This window comes from Ilyomonas limi (genome assembly GCF_005233845.1).
Lineage (GTDB): Bacteria > Bacteroidota > Bacteroidia > Chitinophagales > Chitinophagaceae > Ilyomonas > Ilyomonas limi.
The window spans coordinates 654,905-676,014 of sequence record NZ_SZQL01000001.1; the positions used below are offsets into that span (position 1 = coordinate 654,905).

The 21,110-nt window shown below is 42.4% G+C and carries 15 protein-coding genes and 1 pseudogene; 7 read left to right on the top strand and 9 right to left on the bottom strand.

What is annotated here, in order from left to right; all coding sequences use genetic code 11:
• Nucleotides 1-13: 13 nt before the first annotated feature.
• Nucleotides 14-1,732, top strand: a complete 1,719-nt coding sequence (locus FC093_RS02580) for a pyruvate dehydrogenase complex dihydrolipoamide acetyltransferase (protein WP_137260159.1) — start codon at nucleotides 14-16, stop codon at nucleotides 1,730-1,732.
• 215 nt (nucleotides 1,733-1,947) lie between these two features.
• Here the strand turns inward: FC093_RS02580 and FC093_RS02585 are convergent, their stop codons facing one another.
• Both FC093_RS02585 and purD read right to left on the bottom strand, forming a co-directional pair.
• Nucleotides 1,948-3,258 carry a M23 family metallopeptidase gene (locus tag FC093_RS02585; protein ID WP_137260160.1) on the bottom strand — a complete coding sequence of 437 codons (1,311 nt, stop codon included), beginning with the start codon at nucleotides 3,256-3,258 and terminating at the stop codon, nucleotides 1,948-1,950.
• A 139-nt stretch (nucleotides 3,259-3,397) separates the two neighbouring features.
• Nucleotides 3,398-4,675, bottom strand: coding sequence for a phosphoribosylamine--glycine ligase (gene purD, locus FC093_RS02590; RefSeq protein WP_137260161.1), 1,278 nt, complete (start codon nucleotides 4,673-4,675; stop codon nucleotides 3,398-3,400).
• Nucleotides 4,676-4,797: 122 nt separating this feature from the next.
• Here purD and FC093_RS23655 point away from each other — a divergent pair, with 122 nt between their 5' ends.
• From FC093_RS23655 to FC093_RS02600, 3 genes are all read left to right on the top strand, one after another.
• Nucleotides 4,798-4,941 (top strand): hypothetical protein, encoded by a 144-nt coding sequence (locus tag FC093_RS23655; RefSeq protein WP_170970971.1) that lies wholly within the window; start codon nucleotides 4,798-4,800, stop codon nucleotides 4,939-4,941.
• A gap of 38 nt (nucleotides 4,942-4,979) precedes the next feature.
• Entirely contained in the window at nucleotides 4,980-6,788 is a 1,809-nt protein-coding gene (locus tag FC093_RS02595) for a peptide MFS transporter (protein ID WP_137260162.1), read from the top strand.
• A gap of 221 nt (nucleotides 6,789-7,009) precedes the next feature.
• A complete protein-coding gene (locus tag FC093_RS02600) occupies nucleotides 7,010-8,392 on the top strand; it encodes a peptidylprolyl isomerase (RefSeq protein ID WP_240743153.1) in 1,383 nt (460 codons plus the stop codon).
• 180 nt (nucleotides 8,393-8,572) lie between these two features.
• On the opposite strand, the gene porX is transcribed toward FC093_RS02600, so the two are convergent.
• Together porX and FC093_RS24535 are read right to left on the bottom strand one after the other, a co-directional pair.
• Nucleotides 8,573-10,129 (bottom strand): T9SS response regulator signal transducer PorX, encoded by a 1,557-nt coding sequence (gene porX, locus FC093_RS02605; RefSeq protein WP_137260163.1) that lies wholly within the window; start codon nucleotides 10,127-10,129, stop codon nucleotides 8,573-8,575.
• 94 nt (nucleotides 10,130-10,223) lie between these two features.
• Nucleotides 10,224-10,799: pseudogene (locus tag FC093_RS24535) on the bottom strand (Uma2 family endonuclease).
• A 144-nt stretch (nucleotides 10,800-10,943) separates the two neighbouring features.
• Here FC093_RS24535 and FC093_RS02620 point away from each other — a divergent pair.
• Both FC093_RS02620 and FC093_RS02625 read left to right on the top strand, forming a co-directional pair.
• A complete protein-coding gene (locus FC093_RS02620; RefSeq protein ID WP_137260166.1) occupies nucleotides 10,944-12,398 on the top strand; it encodes a TlpA family protein disulfide reductase in 1,455 nt (484 codons plus the stop codon).
• 8 nt (nucleotides 12,399-12,406) lie between these two features.
• The gene (locus FC093_RS02625) at nucleotides 12,407-14,275 is read left to right on the top strand and encodes a peptidylprolyl isomerase (protein ID WP_137260167.1); all 1,869 of its coding nucleotides are present in this window, start codon (nucleotides 12,407-12,409) and stop codon (nucleotides 14,273-14,275) included.
• Nucleotides 14,276-14,503: 228 nt separating this feature from the next.
• Here FC093_RS02625 and hisB read toward each other — a convergent pair whose 3' ends face one another.
• The 5 genes from hisB to FC093_RS02650 all read right to left on the bottom strand — a co-directional run bounded on the left by hisB (nucleotide 14,504) and on the right by FC093_RS02650 (nucleotide 19,036).
• Nucleotides 14,504-15,643, bottom strand: a complete 1,140-nt coding sequence (hisB, locus tag FC093_RS02630) for a bifunctional histidinol-phosphatase/imidazoleglycerol-phosphate dehydratase HisB (RefSeq protein WP_137260168.1) — start codon at nucleotides 15,641-15,643, stop codon at nucleotides 14,504-14,506.
• A 66-nt stretch (nucleotides 15,644-15,709) separates the two neighbouring features.
• Complete coding sequence (locus tag FC093_RS02635) at nucleotides 15,710-16,111, bottom strand: c-type cytochrome (protein ID WP_137260169.1); 402 nt, start codon at nucleotides 16,109-16,111, stop codon at nucleotides 15,710-15,712.
• Between the two features lie 50 nt (nucleotides 16,112-16,161).
• On the bottom strand, nucleotides 16,162-17,472 hold the full coding sequence (locus tag FC093_RS02640; RefSeq protein WP_240743154.1) for a PQQ-dependent sugar dehydrogenase: 1,311 nt from the start codon (nucleotides 17,470-17,472) through the stop codon (nucleotides 16,162-16,164).
• A 12-nt stretch (nucleotides 17,473-17,484) separates the two neighbouring features.
• On the bottom strand, nucleotides 17,485-18,549 hold the full coding sequence (hisC, locus tag FC093_RS02645) for a histidinol-phosphate transaminase (protein ID WP_137260170.1): 1,065 nt from the start codon (nucleotides 18,547-18,549) through the stop codon (nucleotides 17,485-17,487).
• A gap of 79 nt (nucleotides 18,550-18,628) precedes the next feature.
• On the bottom strand, nucleotides 18,629-19,036 hold the full coding sequence (locus FC093_RS02650; protein WP_137260171.1) for a response regulator: 408 nt from the start codon (nucleotides 19,034-19,036) through the stop codon (nucleotides 18,629-18,631).
• Nucleotides 19,037-19,371: 335 nt separating this feature from the next.
• On the opposite strand from FC093_RS02650, the gene FC093_RS02655 reads away from it, so the two are divergent.
• Entirely contained in the window at nucleotides 19,372-20,841 is a 1,470-nt protein-coding gene (locus tag FC093_RS02655) for a sigma-54-dependent transcriptional regulator (protein WP_137260172.1), read from the top strand.
• The last annotated feature ends 269 nt before the right edge of the window (nucleotides 20,842-21,110 follow it).

Genomic DNA, 21,110 nt, shown 5'->3' on the forward strand with positions numbered 1-21,110 from the left:
AAAAAATACCGATATGGCTGAAGAGATTTTAATGCCCCGCCTGAGCGATACTATGACCGAAGGTGTAATTGCCAGTTGGCACAAAAAAGTAGGCGACCCTGTAAAAAAAGGAGATGTGCTTGCCGAAATAGAAACCGATAAAGCGACTATGGAACTGGAAAGCTATAAAGATGGCACCCTATTGCACATTGGCGCAGGCGATGGCGGCAAACTGCAAGTGAACGATTTGTTGGCAGTGATAGGCAACCCGGGCGAAGATGTAAGTGGTATTGTAGCAAAGCATAGCGGCGGCAACCAGCCCGCACCAGCCAGTGCACAGCCGCCACAGGAAAAGAAAGAAGAAGCAGCACCTGCACCTGCTCCACAACCAGCCCCTGCTGCTAACCAGGCACCTGCAAAAGATTATTCTAAAATGGAAGAAGTTGTGCTGATGCCTCGCCTGAGCGATACAATGACGGAAGGGGTAATAGCAAGCTGGCAAAAAAATGTGGGTGATGACGTAAAGAAGGGCGATATACTTGCCGAAATAGAAACCGATAAAGCCACAATGGAGCTGGAAAGCTATAAAGATGGCAAGCTGTTGTACCAGGGTGCAAAGCAAGGAGAAAAGATTCAGGTAAATGACCTGCTCGCCATTATTGGTAAAGAAGGATTGAATGTACAGGAAATTGTAAACGGCATTAAAGGGGGTACACCGGCTGCTGGTGCAGAAATTGATCCGCAGCGTGCCGGCGCATTCGATAGTTCGCCTAAAACAGAAGCTGATACGAGAAAAGGCGAAGGTGATGTAGCGCCCGCCAATGCACAAGTACAAAATCAGCCTGCACCTGCCTTGCAGGAAACAGGCACGCAGCAACCGGCATCCGGCAGCAACGGTCGCATCTTTGCTTCGCCATTGGCTAAAAAAATGGCACAGGAAAAAGGCATTGATTTAAAGAGTGTAAAAGGCAGTGGCGATAATGGCAGAATCATTAAAAGTGATATTGAAAATTACCAGCCGCAGGCACAACCGGCCGCTCAGTCGCAGCCTGCTGCAGCACAGCCTGCTACTACCGACTTTGAAGAAATACCTGTATCGCAGATGCGCAAAACCATTGCGCGCCGTCTTGCCGAAAGCAAGTTTACAGCACCGCATTTCTACCTTACCATGACTATTGATATGGATGCCGCTATCACCGCACGTACCCGTATCAATGAATTGAGCAAGATAAAAATATCCTTTAATGATATTGTATTGAAAGCAGTAGCGGTGGCGCTCACACAACACCCTAAAGTAAACAGTAGCTGGATGGGCGATAAAATACGTATTAACCATCATGTAAATATTGGCGTAGCTGTAGCTGTAGAAGAAGGCTTACTGGTGCCGGTAGTACGTAATGCAGACGCCAAGCCATTGAGCCAGATATCTAAAGAAGTAAAAGACTTTGCACAAAGGGCAAAAGATAAAAAACTGCAGCCCGCCGACTGGGAGGGCAGTACGTTTACCATCTCCAACTTAGGCATGTTTGGTATAGATGAGTTTACGGCAATTATCAATCCGCCTGACTCCTGTATTTTGGCAATCGGCGGTATCAGTCAGGTGCCGGTGGTAAAGAATGGTGCGGTAGTACCTGGCAACGTTATGAAAGTAACCCTTAGTTGCGACCACCGCGTAGTGGATGGTGCTACCGGCGCCGCCTTCCTGCAAACTGTAAAGAGTTTACTGGAAGAGCCATTGCGGATGCTGGTGTAACATTGAACTGTAGATATATATGATATATATTAAAAAGGGTTGCCGCTCAGAAAGTGGCAACCCTTTTTAATATTTGCTCTTTAGTAAGTACACGAGTTAGGTATTATCTTCTTATACCATTTCAACGTAGATAGTTCGGTTAATCAGTAGTGATAAATTAGCTGCGTAATCTTACTAATCCGCACAACTTCATTTGAAAATGATATTAAAAGCCCTCACATCTCCACCCAGCCTACCACCTCCTTATACTTCACAAAGTAAAAACGATTATAACTGCCTAATACGTTCCCTACTGTATCGCGGGCAATAGTGAGTTTGGCGGCAGCAGCCGTGTCGGGCTGCTCATAGAGTTTATTGCCTTGTGGCAAGGCAACCTTGCGGTAAGAGGTAGTAGCTACATTATCACTACTTACAAAACCTTCGGTGCTATCGGCTGTAATTACTTTGTACCAGTTGGCAGCCGCTGCAGCTATGTGTAGCAGGGAGAAGGCAGGCAGGCTGGTTTTCTCCGCCGAGCGGCTGGTGCCTGCGTACAGGTTTGTTGTTCTGGTGGTATGCGCGTAGCTGTTGACAGCATCTAACGGTGCTGTTGTATTGTAAGGCATTTGCACCGTCGCTTCTACAAAAGGCAGTGGATTAATAGCGCCACCGCTGGTATAAATACCAAAATGCAAGTGCGAAGGTGTAGTGCGGGCGTTACCGGTATTGCCTATCAGCCCAAGCGTGTCGCCCACTTTTACTACCTGCCCTTCGTAGGCTAACTGCGAGTCTAAGTGTGCATAATACAGCACATAATCTTTACCTGAAGGGCGCATAAATACCACTTTTCCACCCAGCTTATTTTCGTTTACACCTGTTATATAGCCATCGGCTGCAGCTATCACCGGCGTACGAAATTTAGCAAATATATCTATGCCTTCGTGGCGGCGTGCGCCTGCATCACGGTTGTCGCCCCATACACTCTCAACTTTGGGGTTTGCCGATTGAGGTACCGGAAAGGCAAGTGTGGGCGTAGTGGTAAGTGTAAATGTATATTCGACACTGCACAAGAGTTCTGGTTGTACGCGCAACAGGTAGCTGCCATCCTGCTCTATTTCGTGAGAAAGCCTGCTGCCGGTTGTATCGGCAGATTGTAAGTATTTGATAGTTTTATTGCTGTTGTATTGCCATAAATCAATGAATATTTTGCAACGTTCTGCTGGCTTTTGCGATAGGGTAATAATAAGTTTTTCGCCACGGCGGCACGTAAATACATAGCCCGCCGCATCGGGGCGCTCGGCTGCAAAATAGCCGGTTTCCTTGTAAGGCAAATTAATACTAAGCGGTGTGCGAATGCCTTTTTCGGCAGCCGTAAACCATTGCATTCCAAGAGCGGTTTCTTTTAATCCGGCGTTGATAAGATTATCTTCATAACGCTCGTGCGGCGTGCGCGTGGCAAAGAAGCCACGGTGGGCAGAAGTGCAGGAGTAAAGACATACAGCAATGATATATATAATAATTGCGAAAGAGCATACACGGCGCATCATAGGTTCACGGCATTTTCATCCCGCATAAAAGCAAATGATAAGCCGAAAAGAAATTGTCTGAACCAGGATTCATGCGATTTCCGGGATTACCCGGATGAAAAGAAATACTATTCCATGTTTCTTCGCGTCTCCATAGTTGTCATTCAAACTCGTATCCAATATCCTTACGGTAATACATACCATCAAACTGAATTGTTTCCAATACCTTTTTTGATTTTTCTACGGCTTCGCTAATGGTATTTCCAAAAGAAGTAATGGCTAATACACGTCCACCATTGGTTATCACTTCATCGCCTTTTTGCTGTGTGCCTGCATGAAATATAATAGTTTCCTTATTGTTATACCTTTCACCAAAATAAATTGGCTTGCCCTTTTTATAATCGCCAGGATAACCACCGCTTACTGCTACTACCGTACAGCAGGCACGCTCATCCGTTTTAATAGTTATATTTTGTAACCGGGAGTAATACATTGCTTCAAATAATTCTACTATATCGTTCTTCAGCCTTGGCATTACTACTTCGGTTTCGGGGTCGCCCATGCGGCAGTTATACTCAATTACAAACGGCTCATCGTTCACATTGATTAAGCCAAAAAAGATAAACCCTTTATACGTCAAACTTTCTTCCTTAATGCCCTTAATAGTAGGCTGAATAATGTGCTGCTCTACTTTTTGCATAAATTCTTCCGTCACAAATGGCACCGGACTTACGCAGCCCATTCCGCCCGTGTTTAATCCCGTATCACCTTCGCCAATGCGCTTGTAATCTTTAGCATGACCAATAATTTTATATTCGCTGCCATCGGTTATTACAAACACGCTTACCTCAACACCGCTCAAAAATTGCTCTATTACTACTTTGGCAGAAGCTTCACCGAATTGCTTATGCACAATCATTTCTTCAAACACCTGTTGTGCTTCTTCCACGGTGTTGCAGATAACTACGCCTTTACCGGCTGCCAAACCATCGGCTTTTAACACAATTGGCAAGCTGTGTCGTTGAATATATTTTTTGCCTAATTCAAAATTGCTTTCATCAAACTCTGCATATGCTGCTGTAGGAATGTGGTGCCGCTGCATAAATTTTTTGGAGAAAGCTTTGCTGCCTTCCAGTTGTGCGGCAGCAGCCGATGGGCCAATTACCATTCCCTTCCATGTATCAGGTTGCTGAAAAAAATCGTAAATACCTTTTACCAGCGGCTCTTCTGGACCAACTACCAGCAGGTCTATTTTTTCATTAATACAAAAAGTACTAATAGCATTAAAATCGTTGCTGTTGATAGAAACATTAATGCCACATTGTGCCGTGCCTGCATTGCCGGGCGCTATAAAAAGTTTGGTGCAACGGGAGCTTTGCACCATTTTCCAGGCTAAAGCATGCTCGCGACCGCCGGAGCCAAGTAAGAGAATATTCATGTAAAAATGGTTTGTATTGGTGGGCGAAAATAGTTATGGATTTACAAAACCATTTATATAAACTTTACAGATACAAATTTCTGCTTATTTTGAGGCACTATTTTAGTAAAATCTTCGATTGCATGATAAAACGCTCTCACCACATACCTGCCTGCCGGCAAGTGCGGGAAACAGAAGTTAATGGAGGTTTACAACGTTTGCCTGTTGCTGCAAGGCCGCTCACCACTTTGCTTTCTGCAAAAAAGAAAACAACATTATACAGTTAAAATCATCACCTTTTTACTCAATAGAAAACAAGTTATTTATGTCTAATATAACAGTGGCTGATGAAGCCATCCTGCAAAGTGCAGCAAAACAAAAAGGACATCCAAAAGGTTTAGGTGTATTGTTTACCACCGAAATGTGGGAGCGGTTCAACTTTTATGGCATGCGCACATTGCTCACGCTGTTTTTGGTGGAAGCACTCACCATGGGCGAGCGGCAGGCATCCTTCATTTACGGCGGTTATTTAGGCTTGTGTTATCTCACGCCGATGCTCGGCGGCTATATCGCTGATAAGTTTTTGGGCAATCGCACTTGTATTTTACTCGGTGGCACTACAATGGGTATAGGCCAGTTATTGCTGTTTTTCAGTGCCTCTGTTTTTTCAACCAATCTTAGTCTTGCCACCACATTAATGTGGCTTGCTTTAGGGCTGATTATCCTGGGCAATGGGTTTTTTAAACCTAATATTTCTTCGATGGTTGGGCAGTTGTATCCCGCTACAGAAAGAAGCAAATTAGACTCGGCTTATACTATTTTTTACATGGGCATCAATGTAGGCGCTTTTCTTGGCCAATTCATTTGTCCATACCTCGGCGATGTAAAGCATGAAGTAATTGCGGCTAATGGAGATGTTTCTTTTATAAGGAACTTGTTTGCTTTTAAATGGGGCTTCCTGGCGGCAGGTATTGCCATGTTTTTGGGTGTTATTTCTTTTTATTTTTTAAAGAATAAATATGTGGTAACGCCCGAGGGAAAAGCAATTGGAGCAAGGCCGGCGCGGCGCGCCAAAACAGCAACTGATGAACCGGATGAAGTACAGGCGCATTTTTCCAAACAATCCGTTTATATTTTAGTAGGCTTGCTGGTAGTGCTTTACTTTCTTATTCAATACTTATCATGGGATAGCGAAATGATGCCGCTGGCAGCGGGCACCGGCATTGGTGGTTATTTTGCCGCGTTGGCAGCATCGCCTATAGAAACCTATATCTATCCATTTATTTATGCATCAGGTATCAGCCTTGCCGTGTTCATTCTTAGTGATAAATCGCTTACCAAGGTAGAAACTCAGCGTATTCTCGTGCTGTATATTGTTTCGTTTTTTGTTATCTTTTTCTGGGCTGCTTTTGAGCAGTCCGGCTCTTCGCTCACCTTTATTGCCGATAAGCAAACCGATACCAATATTTTAGGCTGGAATATGCCGCCAAGTATGGTGCAGATTTTTAATGGTTTGTTTGTGGTGATACTCGCGGTGCCTTTCAGTTTGTTGTGGAGTTATTTAAATAAGAAAGGAATGGAACCTATTTCCACTGTAAAGCAGGCAATAGGCTTGGTGCTGATTGGCTTAGGTTACTTATTAATTGCTTTCCAGGTAAAAGACCTGGGCACTGCCGGTAAAATAAGTGTAATATGGCTGGTATTGCTGTATTTAATGCATACCTGCGGCGAGTTGTGTTTATCGCCTATTGGTTTATCGCTCGTGGCAAAATTATCGCCGAAGCGCTTTGCTTCGCTGCTGATGGGTGTATGGTTTTTAGGCAATGCGGCTGGTTATGCACTCACCGGCACCTTAGGTGCTTTGCTTCCACCTACCGGTGATAAATATGCCGAAGCATCAGCGCATGGCATTGACCTTGGTGCGGTGCTGAATGGCACTGTACAGCCCACAGCCAACCAATTGGCTTTTCTGAAAAGCAGTAAAATAGCTACTACTTATCCCGAGTTTGCCGGTTTTGCCATTCATAATTTGTACGAATTTTTTATGATGTTTGTAGTGTTGTGCTGTGGGGCAGGTATTTTATTATATGCCTTAACGCCTTTGCTCAAAAAACTGATGCATGGCGTGCGATAACATTTTTGCAGTACAGGCAAGCTGTTTAAAAATAATCATTTGGACCATAAGGCACAAAGAGCAAACCGTTTCATAAAGAGAAACAAAAATTACTTTGTGTGACTTACCACCATTGAATCTTCGCGGTGCCTTTAGCTTACCCTATTATTTTTTGTTAAAAGCCAATCACTGCACGCTGCGGCGGCAGTGATTGGCTATTTTTGACGGTATTTATTGTATTTATGAAGAAAATAATAATAGCCTTACCCGCTTTTTGCCTTGTAATGACCGCTGCTCACGCACAGCAACAAAAAGTGGTGGCCGATAAAATAATAGCACAGGTAGGCGATAAAATCATTTTACAAAGTGATATAACGAATGCCATTGCCGATTATAAAAGGCAAGGGCAGGATGCGCAGTTGCCGCCCAACCCCGAGTGCGCTTTTCTGGAAGGTCAGTTGATACAAAAAGCATTGGTGTTGCAGGCAGAAAGAGATTCGCTGCCAATATCGGACGAAGATCTGGATGCCCGCTTAGACAATCAGATCCGTGGCTTTATACAGTCGTATGGCAGTAAAGAAGCGTTGGAAGAAATTGCCGGTAAAACCATTTACCAAATTAAAGAAGACAACCGCGAACCATTTAAAGAGCGCCTGATGGCCGACCAGATGCGCAGCAAAATACTGGAAAGTGTAAAGATTACGCCAACTGAGGTAAAAGCTTATTTTGACAAAATACCTAAAGACAGTCTGCCTTATTTTGAGAGCAAAGTGGAAGTAAGTCAGGTAGTGTTGAACCCAAAGGCAAATAAAGATGTGGAGGAATATGTAAGCAACCAGTTGCTCGATCTGAAACGGCAGGTAGAAACCGGCGGTAAAAAGTTTGCCGATTTAGCACGTATATACACGCAGGACCCCGGCAGCAAAGAGAATGGCGGTCAATACAGCATCAACCGCAACGATAAACAATGGGATCCGGCATTTATGGCAGCAGTATGGCGCCTGAAAGAAGGACAAATATCGCCGGTAGTAAAAAGCAGGTTTGGGTTACACATCATCCAGATGGTGAGTCGCGCGGGTGATGATGCGATCATCCGGCACATTTTGATTATTCCGCCGGTAACGGATGCGGAGGTGAATATAGCTAAAGCTAGGCTGGACAGTATTCGTACGGATATTGTAAATAATAAAATAGCTTTTGCACAAGCCGTAAATAAATACAGCGATGATGAGAACGGCAAATTTACCGGCGGTGCCATTACCGATCCGCAAACGGGTTCTACTTTGGTAACTATTGACCAGCTAGATAAGGACCTCGTTGTGGAATTGAAAGATATGAAGCCCGGAGATGTATCTCAACCAATTGCCTATACCGATGAACGCGGAATGCAGCACGTGCGCATCGTTTATTTTAAAACCCGCACCGAGCCACATGTGGAAAATATGAAAGATGATTACAGCGTGATTTCTAACAAAGCGCTGGAAGAAAAGAAAATGCAGGTATTGGAGCAATGGTTTAAAACCCATATTCCTACTTACTACATTCATATTGATAACGACTATTCCGGTTGCAGCAGCATCAGGGATTGGTGGAATGCATCGAATATGGCGAGTAACCAACAGTAGCAAAGATGACAAATGACTGATGATAGTAGATGGCAGAAGGAGATTTTGAACAGCAAAGAAACTAAGTACAGATAAAATAAAAAGGCGCTGAGCTTGTAAAAAGTTCGGCGCCTTTTTAATATGCTTATCTATTATATACTTATTCTCATCATGCGCCTTCGCGCCTGAGCCGTTAAAGAACTATTTATTACTCATCCTTACCACCGGCACAATCATCTCTTCCAAACTAATGCCGCCGTGTTGAAAGGTATTTTTGTAATAATTTACGAAGTAATTGTAATTGTTAGGGTAACATAAAAAGCCATCTTCCTTTGCAAAGATGAATGAGGAGTTGACATTAGGCACGGGCAAGCCTACCTCGCGTGGATCACGAAAAGCGAGTACATCTTTAGGATCGTAATTCAAATTGCGACCATGTTTATAACGTAGATTGGTAGTGGTTTGTTTATCTCCAATTACCTTATAAGGCGTTTTTACGCGCACGCTGCCGTGGTCGGTAGCTAGTACAATGTTTATCTTTTTATCGGCAATTTTTTTTAATGCCTGGTGCAAGGCGCTGTGCTCAAACCAGCTGCGCGTAATACTCCTGTAGCTTACCTCATCACTTGCTAATTCTTTCAGCACTTCCATTTCGGTACGCGCATGACTTAGCATATCCACAAAGTTGTAAATAATAATATTCAGGTCATTATTCAACATATTATGAATGTTATTTACCAATTGCTGGCTATCGTTGTAATGAACAACTTTAGTATAGCTGTATTTTATATCTTCGCGCCGCAACCTGCGTAACTGCCCTTTAAAAAACTCTTCTTCATACATGTTTTTACCACCTTCTTCATCATCGTTTTTCCATTGCAGCGGAAATTGTTTTTCAATCTCCAGCGGCATAGCGCCGGCGAGTATCGCATTGCGGCTGTATTGTGTAGCAGTGGGTAAAATACTGTAAAAAGTATCTTCTTCCAATATGCGAAAACTCTCGGCAAAAATGGGCTGAATGGCTTTCCATTGGTCAAGCCGCAGGTTGTCTATAACAATGAAAAAAGTAGGCGTGCCCTTCTCAATTACCGGCAATACCTTTTGTTTAAACAAGGTATTGCTCATTACCGGCACATTGCCGTTACGGCTGTTGATCCACGAAGTATAATTTTTACTGATAAATTTGTAAAATTCGGTATTAGCCTCTCCTTTTTGTGTTTGAAAAACTTCCTGCATTTCGGGGCTGTCGCTCTTTTCCATTTCCAGCTCCCAGTAGATGAGTTTTTTATAAATGTCCATCCACTCATTATAGTCAGGGTTGCTGTTGAGCGCCATGAACAAATTGCGAAACTGCTGCTGGTATTGCTGTGTTGTTTTCTCTGCAACGAGTCTGCGGTTGTCTATAATTTTTTTAAGCGAAAGCAACACCTGGTTTGGGTTTACAGGCTTGATCAAATAGTCGGTTATCTGGCTGCCAATGGCATCGTCCATCAGGTTTTCCGTTTCATTTTTAGTAATCATTACTACCGGAACGGTTGGGTTTACTTCTTTTATTTTCGCCAGGGTTTCTAAGCCGGTAATACCGGGCATACTTTCATCTAAAAGTACTACATCCACTGCATTGTCTCTTACGTAATCAATTGCCTCAAAGCCGTTGGTAAAGGTCTGCACTTCGTAGCCTTTACTTTCCAAAAAGAGGCGTTGCGATTGCAGGTTTTCAATCTCATCATCTGCCCATAATATTTTTGCTATAGCCATAATCGTTATTTAGTCAAATGCTTAAAAGTAACAAAGGCTGTGAATAGTAGAAGAAAATGTTTTGATAAAGTGCAGGTAAACCATACAATAAAAACTAAGCAGGCAGGTTTACACCGTTATACAATTCTTCCAGTGGCAAAGAAAGACCAATAGTAGTAATCGTTAGTATAGCTGTTCTTTCCTTCCATTCCTGCAACAGCCATGTGTTATCTTTATTACGCTTATAATGCTCAACAGCAATACTTTCCGAATCAATTAAAATATATTCCTGTAAAGAAGTAATGGAACGATGCAACATAAAATTATTACCACGATCATAGGATTATGTTGATGGGGATAATATTTATGCAATAACGGAAGGATTGAGTACCGTATCAAATTCATCATCCGGCAGTTGAGGCTTACCACAAATAATGATTGCATCCGGATAAGTATAGAGCGTATTGGAAGGAATATGAATGCGTAAGTCGCTGCCAAACACATCGCAGGGTCTCCCTTTTAAAAAGGCTCTTACTTCACCAACAAAGTTTGTTTGAATCTGATTATGTTTGAAGCTCGCGCCATCCGTATCGAATATCTCGCCTTTATAAAATTCATGCTTGGTTTGCGATGTTTTTTCAAAAGCCAGGTATTCTGCTGCCGTATGACATTTTAAAACTGGTTCACCCATAATAAAAATTAGTAATCGTTTCAAAGTTCTGTAATTTCCATCAACTTATGCCATTGTACATTCGGTGCAAGAGCTGGTTTTTATATTTATATTAATAACACGCAATACCGCATTGCAATAATTTTACCCATTAAAACATTTCCATTGATACAACGCTTGGTGTGCGCATCTGTTGCGCTGATGATAATTGTAAATGCAACGGCACAAACTACCCAAAAAACAACGGCTGCTACTACTCCGGGTTATGATATTACTGCTACGGTAGCGCCTTTCAAAAATACCTGGCTGTATTTGGGTACGTATTATGGCAAGTACAAGACATTAGCCGACTCTGCCATGGCCGATGCCAACGGAACTGCCGTATTTAAAGGAAATAAAAAGCTGGACAAAGGCATTTATTTTCTCGTAAGTCCCGATAAAGCTATCCTCTTTGAAATACTAATGGATGACAAGCAGCATTTTACTGTAAAAGCCGATACTGCACATAGCGAAAACATTAGCTTTACCGGTTCGGAAGAGAATACAAATTTTCAAAATTATACCCGGTTTTTAGCGCAACACGTACCTACGCTTACCAAACTGCAGGCGCAATTAAAAGATGCAAAAAATGCGTTAGATTCAGCGCAAATTATGGGCGATATTGCCAGAGAAAATAAAGTATTGGATGATTATCGCGAAGGAATAATCAAAAATAATCCAACATCCATGTTGGCGTTGTTCTTTAAGAGTGTGAAGCGCCCTGAAGTACCTGCTGGCATGGACCGCAACAGCAAGGAAGCATTTTATTTTGTAAAAGAGCACTTTTGGGATGATCTTGCTTTTGATGATGCCCGTCTGCTGCACACACCATTTTTTGATCCTAAGATTGATGAATATTTCAAATACTACGTATCGCCCGAGCCGGATAGTGTAAAGGAAGAAGTGAATTATATACTGCTCTCGGCACGCACCAATAAGGATATGTTTCAGTATTTATTGGGAAAGTTTACCGATAAATACATCAATCCCGAAATAATGGGGCAGGACAAAGTGTTCCTGTTTTTGTTTGATAATTTCTATTCCAAAGGCGATACGGCATGGCTTAAACCCGACCAGCGCAAGTATATTTTTAATCGGGCGTACAGCCTGATGGCTAACCAACTGGGCGAGGCTGCACCTGCACTCAACCTTACCGATACCAGCGGCAAAATTCATTCGCTATACGACCTGCAGGCGCCGTTTACGTTTGTGGTTTTTTGGGATCCTAATTGTAGTCATTGCAAAACGGAGGTGCCGCGTGTGGATAGTATTTATGAAGCCAAATGGAAGGCAGCCGGTGTAAAGGTGTATGCTGTAAACACCTCGGATGCAGCAGTGCAGGAGTGGAAAAACTTTATCAACGAACACCACCTGGATACATGGACGCATGTATATCAAACCAAAGAAGCCAAAACAGCAGATGAACAAGCCAACCGCCCTAACTACCGCCAATTATACGATGTATTTCAAACGCCTACGATGTACCTGTTGGATAAAGATAAGCGCATTATTGCCAAAGGCTTAAGTATATTGCAGTTTGATGAGGTGATGAATCATCAAACAAAAGCCGGGACTAAATAACGGATTGTATGAGAAAAATACTATTGCTGGTAATACTTTCAGCAATGATAATGGCGGCACGCGCACAAACCTTGTTTACGTATGGCGGCAAGCCGGTAAGCAAAGGAGAATTTCTGGAGGCGTTCAATAAAAATCCTGTTGCCGATACGGTGAACCGGAAAACCGCTCTGCAAAACTATCTGGATTTATACATTAACTACAAACTGAAGGTGCAGGCGGCGTACGATGAAAAGCTGAATAACAGCGATGAATACCGCAATGAATCGGACAACTTTAAAAAGCAGTTAGCTGATGCTGCAGTGAACAAGGAGGCTAACCTCAACAGCCTTGTGGAAGAAGCCTACCAGCGAAGCCAAAAGGATTTGTTGTTAGATCAAATTTTTATACCTGCTAAAGAAGACACCGCAGCAGCTTACAAAAAAATCAATGAAGTATATGCAGCACTGAAAGCTGGTAAAACATTGCCAGCTACTGATACCATCAAAGAAACATCCATTGGTTACATTACCGCTTTTACTTTACCTTATGAGGTAGAGAATATGGTGTATGCATTGAAGCCCGACGGTTTTACGGCACCTTATCACAGCATTGCAGGCTATCATATTTTTATACTTAAAAAAGAAAGACCTGCATTAGGCCGAAGAAGAATACAACAAATTTTATTTGCAGTGCCCAACACATTCTCTGATGCAGAAAAAGCAGCCGTTGCACGCACCGCCGATTCGGTTTATCTGTTAATACAAAATGGTGCTTCTTTTACGGCTATGCAAAGCCAGTACAGCAGCCAGCAGCAATTTGGTAAAACAGATATAGAAGTAAGTGTAGGACAATACAATCCGGAGTTTGAAAAAGAAGTATTTGCCCTGCAAAAAGAAGGGGATGTATCCAAGCCTTTCTTAACCGATTATGGATACAATATTATCAAACTGGTTCAAAAAATTCCGCCGGCTATTAATGCGAACGATCTGGCTTCAAAAGGTATATTGCAACAACAAGTAGAAGAAGGTGACCGGCTGCAACTGGCAAAGCAAAAACTGGTGCAGCATTGGCAAACATTGACCGGCTACAAACCGGCAGCCTACAACACTACTGCGCTGTGGCAATACACTGATAGTGCACTCAATAACGGCTCATTAGCTACATTCAAAAACATACATAAAAACACGGTTTTATTTTCTTTCACCAAACAAAAAATTACGGTTACCGATTGGCTGCAATACCTGCAACAGCAAACAATAAAAGCATCATACCCGGAGATGATGAAAGGATTTGTGAACTACGCAACAACTGACTATTACAAAAAACATATAGAGGATTTTGATGCCGGTATAAAGCCGCAGTTGGATGAGTTTAATAATGCCAACCTCTTGTTTGCAGCAATGGATAAACACGTATGGACAAAGGCTTCTCAGGATAGTGCAGGGCTGTTGCAATATTATAATGCACATAAAGAAAAATACCTATGGGCACCCGGTGCCGATGCAGTGGTAATAAGTGCAGGCAGCAAAGCAATAGCAGATGAAGTGGCAGATAAAATAAAATCGGCTCCTGCAAACTGGCGTTTAATAGTGGATAGTTATGGCAGTCTCGTGCAGGCAGACAGCAGCCGTTTTGAGAGAGACCAGTTGCCCCTGAAAAATACTACCGGTTTGCAGCAGAGTTATATTTCCGCACCGCAGCAAAACGATTCGCAGGATGGATACACGTTTATATATATCACTAAAGTACATACACAACCAGAGCCGCGTAGTTTTGATGACGCGCGCGGGTTGGTAATAAACGATTACCAGCAGGAGGTAGAAGCTAAGTGGATTGATGAATTGAAAAAGAAATATCCGGTAGTGGTTAATAAGCAGGTGTTAAATAGTCTTTTTTAATCGTGATTTTTCCTGATAAAAGGGACTGATTGAACTGATGAAGAAATTTTTAAAATTCAATTCTTATATCGGGAAACATATAGAGGCTATTAGCAAATTTGAACCGCGAAGGCGCGAAGACGCAAAGAATAAAAAGGCTCCATACTTGAGAAAGTTTAGAGCCTTTTGTTTATGAAAGTGTTTATATATTTTATAAAAACCTTTGTACTCCTTTGTGGCTAAACCAAGCTACAAGACACCTTTAGTGCTTGGCAAATAATTACTCAACGGATCGCGCTTTACAGCCATGCGGATGGCTTTTGCAAAGGCTTTAAATATGGCTTCAATTTTATGGTGTTCATTCGCGCCTTTACACTCAATATTCAGGTTGCATTTTGCCGCATCGGAGAATGATTTGAAGAAATGAAAAAACATTTCGGTGGGCATTTCACCTACCTTTTCCCTTTTAAAGTCGGCATTCCATACGATCCAGTTGCGCCCGCCAAAATCAATCAACACTTTAGCTTCCGCCTCGTCCATTGGCAGGGCGAAACCGTAGCGCTCCATGCCTACTTTATTAGCTAATGCTTTTGCAAAAGCTTCGCCCAAAGCAATACCGGTATCTTCAATAGTGTGGTGTTCGTCTATGTGCAAATCACCGCTGGTGTGTACAGATACATCCATCTTGCCATGCCTTGCAATTTGCTCCAGCATGTGATCGAAAAAGCCCAAGCCGGTGTGTATATCTGCTTTGCCGGAGCCATCTATGTTAAGCCTGATGGTGATTTTAGTTTCATTGGTATTGCGTACATGCTCTACAGCACGATTGCCTAATTTTAAATACTCGTAAATAGCTTGCCATTGCTGCGTTTCTAATGCAATCACATTATCTAATTCCTTACGTGAATCCTGTATTTCTGCGCCGCCAAGGTCAGGATCATTGTTCAGCCAAATGGCTTTGCAACCTAAGTTTTTAGCCAGTTGCACATCGGTTATTCTATCGCCAATTACATAGCTATTGGCAATGTCATACGCTTCATTATTTAGATAAGGGGTAAGCATGCCGGTATTGGGCTTGCGGGTAGGTGCATTGTCTATTGCAAAGGTTCTGTCAAAGTAAAAATCCGCAAAACGTACCCCTTCATTTTCAAAGCTTTTTACTACAAAATGTTGCACCGGATAAAAAGTGTCTTCGGGGAAAGAAGATGTACCAAGTCCATCCTGGTTGCTGACCATCACCAGTTCATAATCAAACTCCGTAGCAATGCGGCGCATGTATTCAAACACATGCGGATAAAATTCCAGCTTGTTAAAACTATCTATCTGGTAAGTAGGCGGTGCTTCTTTTATCAGCGTGCCATCGCGATCTATAAATAATACTTTTTTCATACAATACAAGAGGCGATTGTGTGGTGTACAATCGCCTGCAAAATAAGAATGAATTATTTAAAGAAACTACTTAACTGTTTCCCGCGCTGCTTTTACCTCTGCAGTAGATACCGCGCTGGCTTTGTTGCCAAAATTGCTGCGTATGTATGTAAGTATTTTGGCTATTTCATCATCTTTCAGGGCACTTTGCGGCGGCATATTGTTGCTGTAGGTATTACCATCAATAGGCACTTTTTCGTTGCCAGAGCCTTTAAGCACCCAGGCTATCAGTTTCTTTTTATCACCCAGCACATAGGACGTTTGAGTAAGTGGCGGGTTCATATTAGGAACGCCTTCGCCATCTTCCTGGTGGCAGGTAAGGCAATATTGTGCATACAATTGCTTGCCGGTGGCCGTGGTTGTTTGTTTTGTTTGGGCAAATGCCGAAGTGCAGCCCAACAATAAAAGGATTAAAAAATGTTTAGACATGCGTATAAAACTTATTCAAAGCGCCGCAGTTTAAAACGGCGTTATTAATTTTATTGATGATAGGTTATTCTGTAAATGGTTCCGCCCGCATCATCGCTTACGTACAGCGAGCCATCAGGACCTTGTGCCAAACCACACGGACGATGCCTGGCTTTGCCGGGTTGCATAAATTCCTGCCCTCCGGTAAAACCATCAGCAAATATTTCCCAGTTGCCGCTTGGCTTGCCATTATTAAACGGCACAAATGCAACTAAATAACCTTTCTGCGGTTCGGGTGCTCTATTCCACGAGCCATGAAAAGCGATGAAAGCACCATTTTTATATTTCTCCGGAAACATATTGCCGGTATAAAACAGCAAGCCATCGGGCGCCATATGACCAGGAAAAGCAACTACCGGGTCTATATAGCTGGCGTCCGCTTCTTTTTTGCCATCACCCCCATATTCAGGATTTACCAATTTTTTATGCTGGTTTTGGTCGTAATACATATATGGCCATCCTGCATTAGCGCCTTGATGCAACTCGTACATGCACTCCGCAGGAAGCTCTGCGCTTTGCTGTTCTGTATAATTTTGCGGAGACGCATTGTGCAGGTTATCGCGCCCGTGCTGCATTACAAACAAACTGTTGGTTACATTATTCCAATCCATCCCAACCACATTGCGCAAGCCGGTAGCATAATGTACGCCATCATTCTGTTTTTGAGCCTGCTTATCAGCCTTAAACATCCAGATGCCTCCTGCCGTCTCCAAAATAGGGCAGGGTTGCATACCTTTTTTATCATTGCCTTGCTCGGCACACACGTTAGAAGGTGCACCAATATTTACATAGATATTTCCGGCATTGTCCAGCACAAGGGATTTGGAATTGTGCATGCCTTTGTTGGTTAATCCGGTTGCAATTTTCTCCGGCTGATTCTCATTTATTACCCTATTGTTGGCATCAAGCTTATAGCGATACACATCATCATTAGAAGAAGCGTATAAATAGCCGTTTTTGATGGTGATACCAGTACCGCCATAATCGCCAAAACCGCCCGTGGTTGTGGCCTTGCCATTACCATCTACATGCAGAATAACAATGCCTTTACCGTTTTTGGCGTCGCTCAGCTTTACATAAATGTCGTTTTGCGGTGTAACAACAAGATGTCTTGGGCCACTGAGGTTTTCTGCGACCGTTGCAGCCGAAAAGCCAGCGGGCAGCGTAAGTGTGGCACTGTCTCCGGCTTTGTTATTGGATGCTGATTGCTGAGCAGCAGAAGAAGTAGATTCTGTTTCAGGATTAGAAGAGGAGTTTTTGCAGGCAATGGTACCGATTGCCATTGCACAAAAACATACTGCTGTAGCTAATGATGTTTTCATAGTATATAAGCATTATTGTTTGTTCCTGTTCATCCATTCAATCAGGGCATCCACAAGGGCAGTATTTTCCTGTTCGGTACCAATGGTAATGCGCAGGCAATCATTGCACAGCAATACATTGCTCCTGTCGCGCACTACAATACTTTTAGAAAGCAGAAACTCATACACCTTCCTTGCTTCTTTTATTTTTACAAGAATAAAGTTAGCATCCGAAGGATATACTTTTTCTGCAACAGGCATTTGTGCCAGCACTTCACTTAGGGCATCGCGCATACTAACCAGCTCGGTAATCATATCATTTACCTGTTCTACTTCTTTCAGTGCCTGTAGTACCAGTTCCTGGGCTACCTGACTGATATTGTAAGGTGGTTTTACTTTATTCATTACCTGAATAATATCGGCAGCAGCAAATGCCAGCCCCAGCCGCAGTCCGGCCAACCCCCATGCTTTGCTAAATGTTTGCAGCACTACCAGGTTGGGATATTCGGGCAGTTCCTGCACGAAAGATTTTTGTCTTGAAAAGTTGATATAAGCTTCATCTATTACCACAATGCCATTGAAATTATTGAGCACCATTTCTATGTCCTGCCGGTTGATGGAATTGCCGGTTGGATTGTTGGGCGAGCAGATCCAGATGATTTTAGTATGCTCATCAATCAAGGTTTCGATATGTGCCAAATTCAATTGGAAATCATCCAGCAACGGTGCTTTGCGTATTTCTACATCGTTGATGTTGGCACTTACTTCGTACATGCCATAGGTAGGCGGACAAATAATCACGTTGTCTTTTGCAGGGTTGCAAAAGCAACGGTACAAAAGGTCAATACACTCATCGCTGCCGTTGCCTATAAATATGTTTTGGGCAGATACACCTTTTATATTGCTGATAGCTTCTTTTACGAGATGCTGATGCGGATCGGGGTAACGGTTATACCACTTAGTAAGTGGCGAGCCAAGACTATTTTCGTTAGCATCCAAATTAATCAATGCCTGACCTGTAAATTCATCGCGCGCCGAAGAATATGGGGTAAGCCGGCGGATATTATCGCGCAATAATTGCTGCACATCAAAATTCATGGCGTGAAGATAGGGCGCAAAAAGCTGTTGACTGCAAAATTGCAGCAACAAAAAATAATAGGGTAAATGAAACAGGGCTTTACGCCTGGTTATTACTACCTGCCATACTGGGATACATCAGCCTTTCAAGGGTTTTATCTATTATGTCGCGGGTAAAGGGTTTGCCAATAAAGAAATCCACACCTTCTTCGTACGCCTTACTCCTGTCTGAATAAGTATCAAATGCAGTAATCATTACCACTTTGGTGGCAGGATACAGCTTTTTGATGGTACCAATAAAATCAACACCTTTTCCGTCGGGGAGATTGTTATCCAAAAAGATAATAAAGGGTGTTTCTTCTTTTAAAACACTGTGCGCATCTGCAAGATTGTTTACATATGAAGTGCGCAATTTTTTTTGTCTTAAAATACCGCTGAGCAAATAACAAATATCAATTTCGTCATCCACAATCAATACCTTCTCCCCACTTATTTTATTTAAATCCACGCTTTTCGATTTTGTTCATGATTACTGTTAGCTCAATTTTTTTGCCATTTTACTTGCAAAATGTTAATATGTTCATAACCAAATTCTTTAATAGGGGTATGCGAGGTGGAACCAGAAAAATTTTTGTATTAATTTGTATAAAAATTTCCTCAAATGTGCCTTAGTTCTATACTTTTGTGCCGTAAGAGTTTCTGCTTAGTCTTATTGCTTTCCCTGCTTGATAATTCCGTTATTGTGTAGTATTAAAAAAATTAAGTTCTGATATTAGATAATTTATCTGCTTTTGCTTAATATTGAGTTTCAATGTTAAAAAAGCGCAAATAGAGCGAGGTTGTATGAAGAAAAGAATTTTAATAATTGATGATGATATAGACATTTGCACCTTATTAAGCCGGTTTCTTAATAAAGAAGGGTACGAAACCGAGGTGGCTTATACGGGCAGCAAAGGTATTGCTAAGTTTAAAGAGTCGAACTTTGATGTTGTGCTGTGCGATTATCGCCTGGGCGACAAAGATGGCCGCGATGTGCTGGGCGAGCTCAAAACTATTAATCCGCAGGCCGTGGTACTCATTATTACCGGCTATTCCGACATCAAAACGGCTGTTGAAGTAATTAAGTTGGGTGCTTACGATTATATTACCAAGCCACTGATACCAGCTGAAGTACTGAATGTTATTTCCTCTGCTTTAAAAAGTGCTCAGGCTCCTGTTAAGTCATCGGTTGTTGCACCGTCAGCAGCCAGTGCCGGCAGTACAGCCTCTGGTACATCTGCTAAAAAAACTACTTTTAAATCGAACGGCGAATATTTGATAGGTGAATCGGAATCTACCAAAGAACTATACCGCCAGATAGAAATTATTGCACCCACCAATTATAGTATTATCCTGTATGGCGAAAGCGGTACAGGTAAAGAAGTAATTGCCAAAACCATTCACCACTACAGCGATCGCCGGAACAAGCCGTTTATTGCTATGGACTGCGGCACGCTGAGTAAAGAACTGGCCGGCAGCGAAATGTTCGGACATGTAAAAGGTGCTTTTACCGGCGCCCTTGCCGATAAAGAAGGTCATTTTGAAATGGCAAACGGCGGTACTTTATTTTTGGATGAAGTGGCCAATCTCGGACTGGATATACAGGCTACCTTATTGCGCGTAATACAGGAGCGTAAATTTAAGCGCGTGGGCGGCACCAAAGAAATGGATCTGGACATCCGTATTATTGTAGCCAGCAACGAAAACCTGCAGGAGGCATACCATAAAGGCAAGTTCCGCGAAGATTTGTATCATCGCTTCAATGAGTTTTCCATCAATCTGCCCCCATTGCGCCAGCGCAGGCAGGATATTCCCTTGTTTGCTCAATTCTTTTTGGATAAAACCAATGAGGAACTGCACAAAAATATAGAGGGTTTTGATGAGGATGTAATGAATATGTTCCTTAATTACTCTTGGCCGGGCAATCTGCGCGAGTTTAGAAATGTAGTGCGCCGTGCAGTGTTACTTACTACGGGCAATAGAATTACCGCGAAAACCTTGCCCTGGGAGATTACCAACACCAATATTTTTGCAAAGCATACCGACAACCCCACAACGGCCGTGCAACCTAACACCATTTCCAACGCTGCTGCTTCGGGCAAAGAAATAGATTTGAAAGATGCGGCAGCCAAAGCAGAATATGAAACCATTATGAACCTGCTGAAGGAAGTAAACAACAACAAATCGAAAGCAGCAGAAATTTTAAAAATAGACCGTAAAACCTTGTATAATAAAATAAAGAGTTACGAAGAGTCTAAAGAATTGAATTCGTAGTTAGTTTCTTTATACAACTTATAATATAAAGTCTCGCGCGCAAGCGCTGAGACTTTTGTTTTTTGGACCGCGAAGGTGCGAAGTAGCCGGAGAATTTTATAAGAGGATAAATTAAAAGGTTCCGGATTAAAAGTTTCGAAATCTTTGAGTTTAATTTAGAATTTATTATTGGCTAAGCATCAACGTAATCCCCACCTCACTAATGCAGTTGACAAAAGAAAATCATACAAAATCCCGGTTCAGAAACTTAGCGTCTTTTGCCTTTGCGG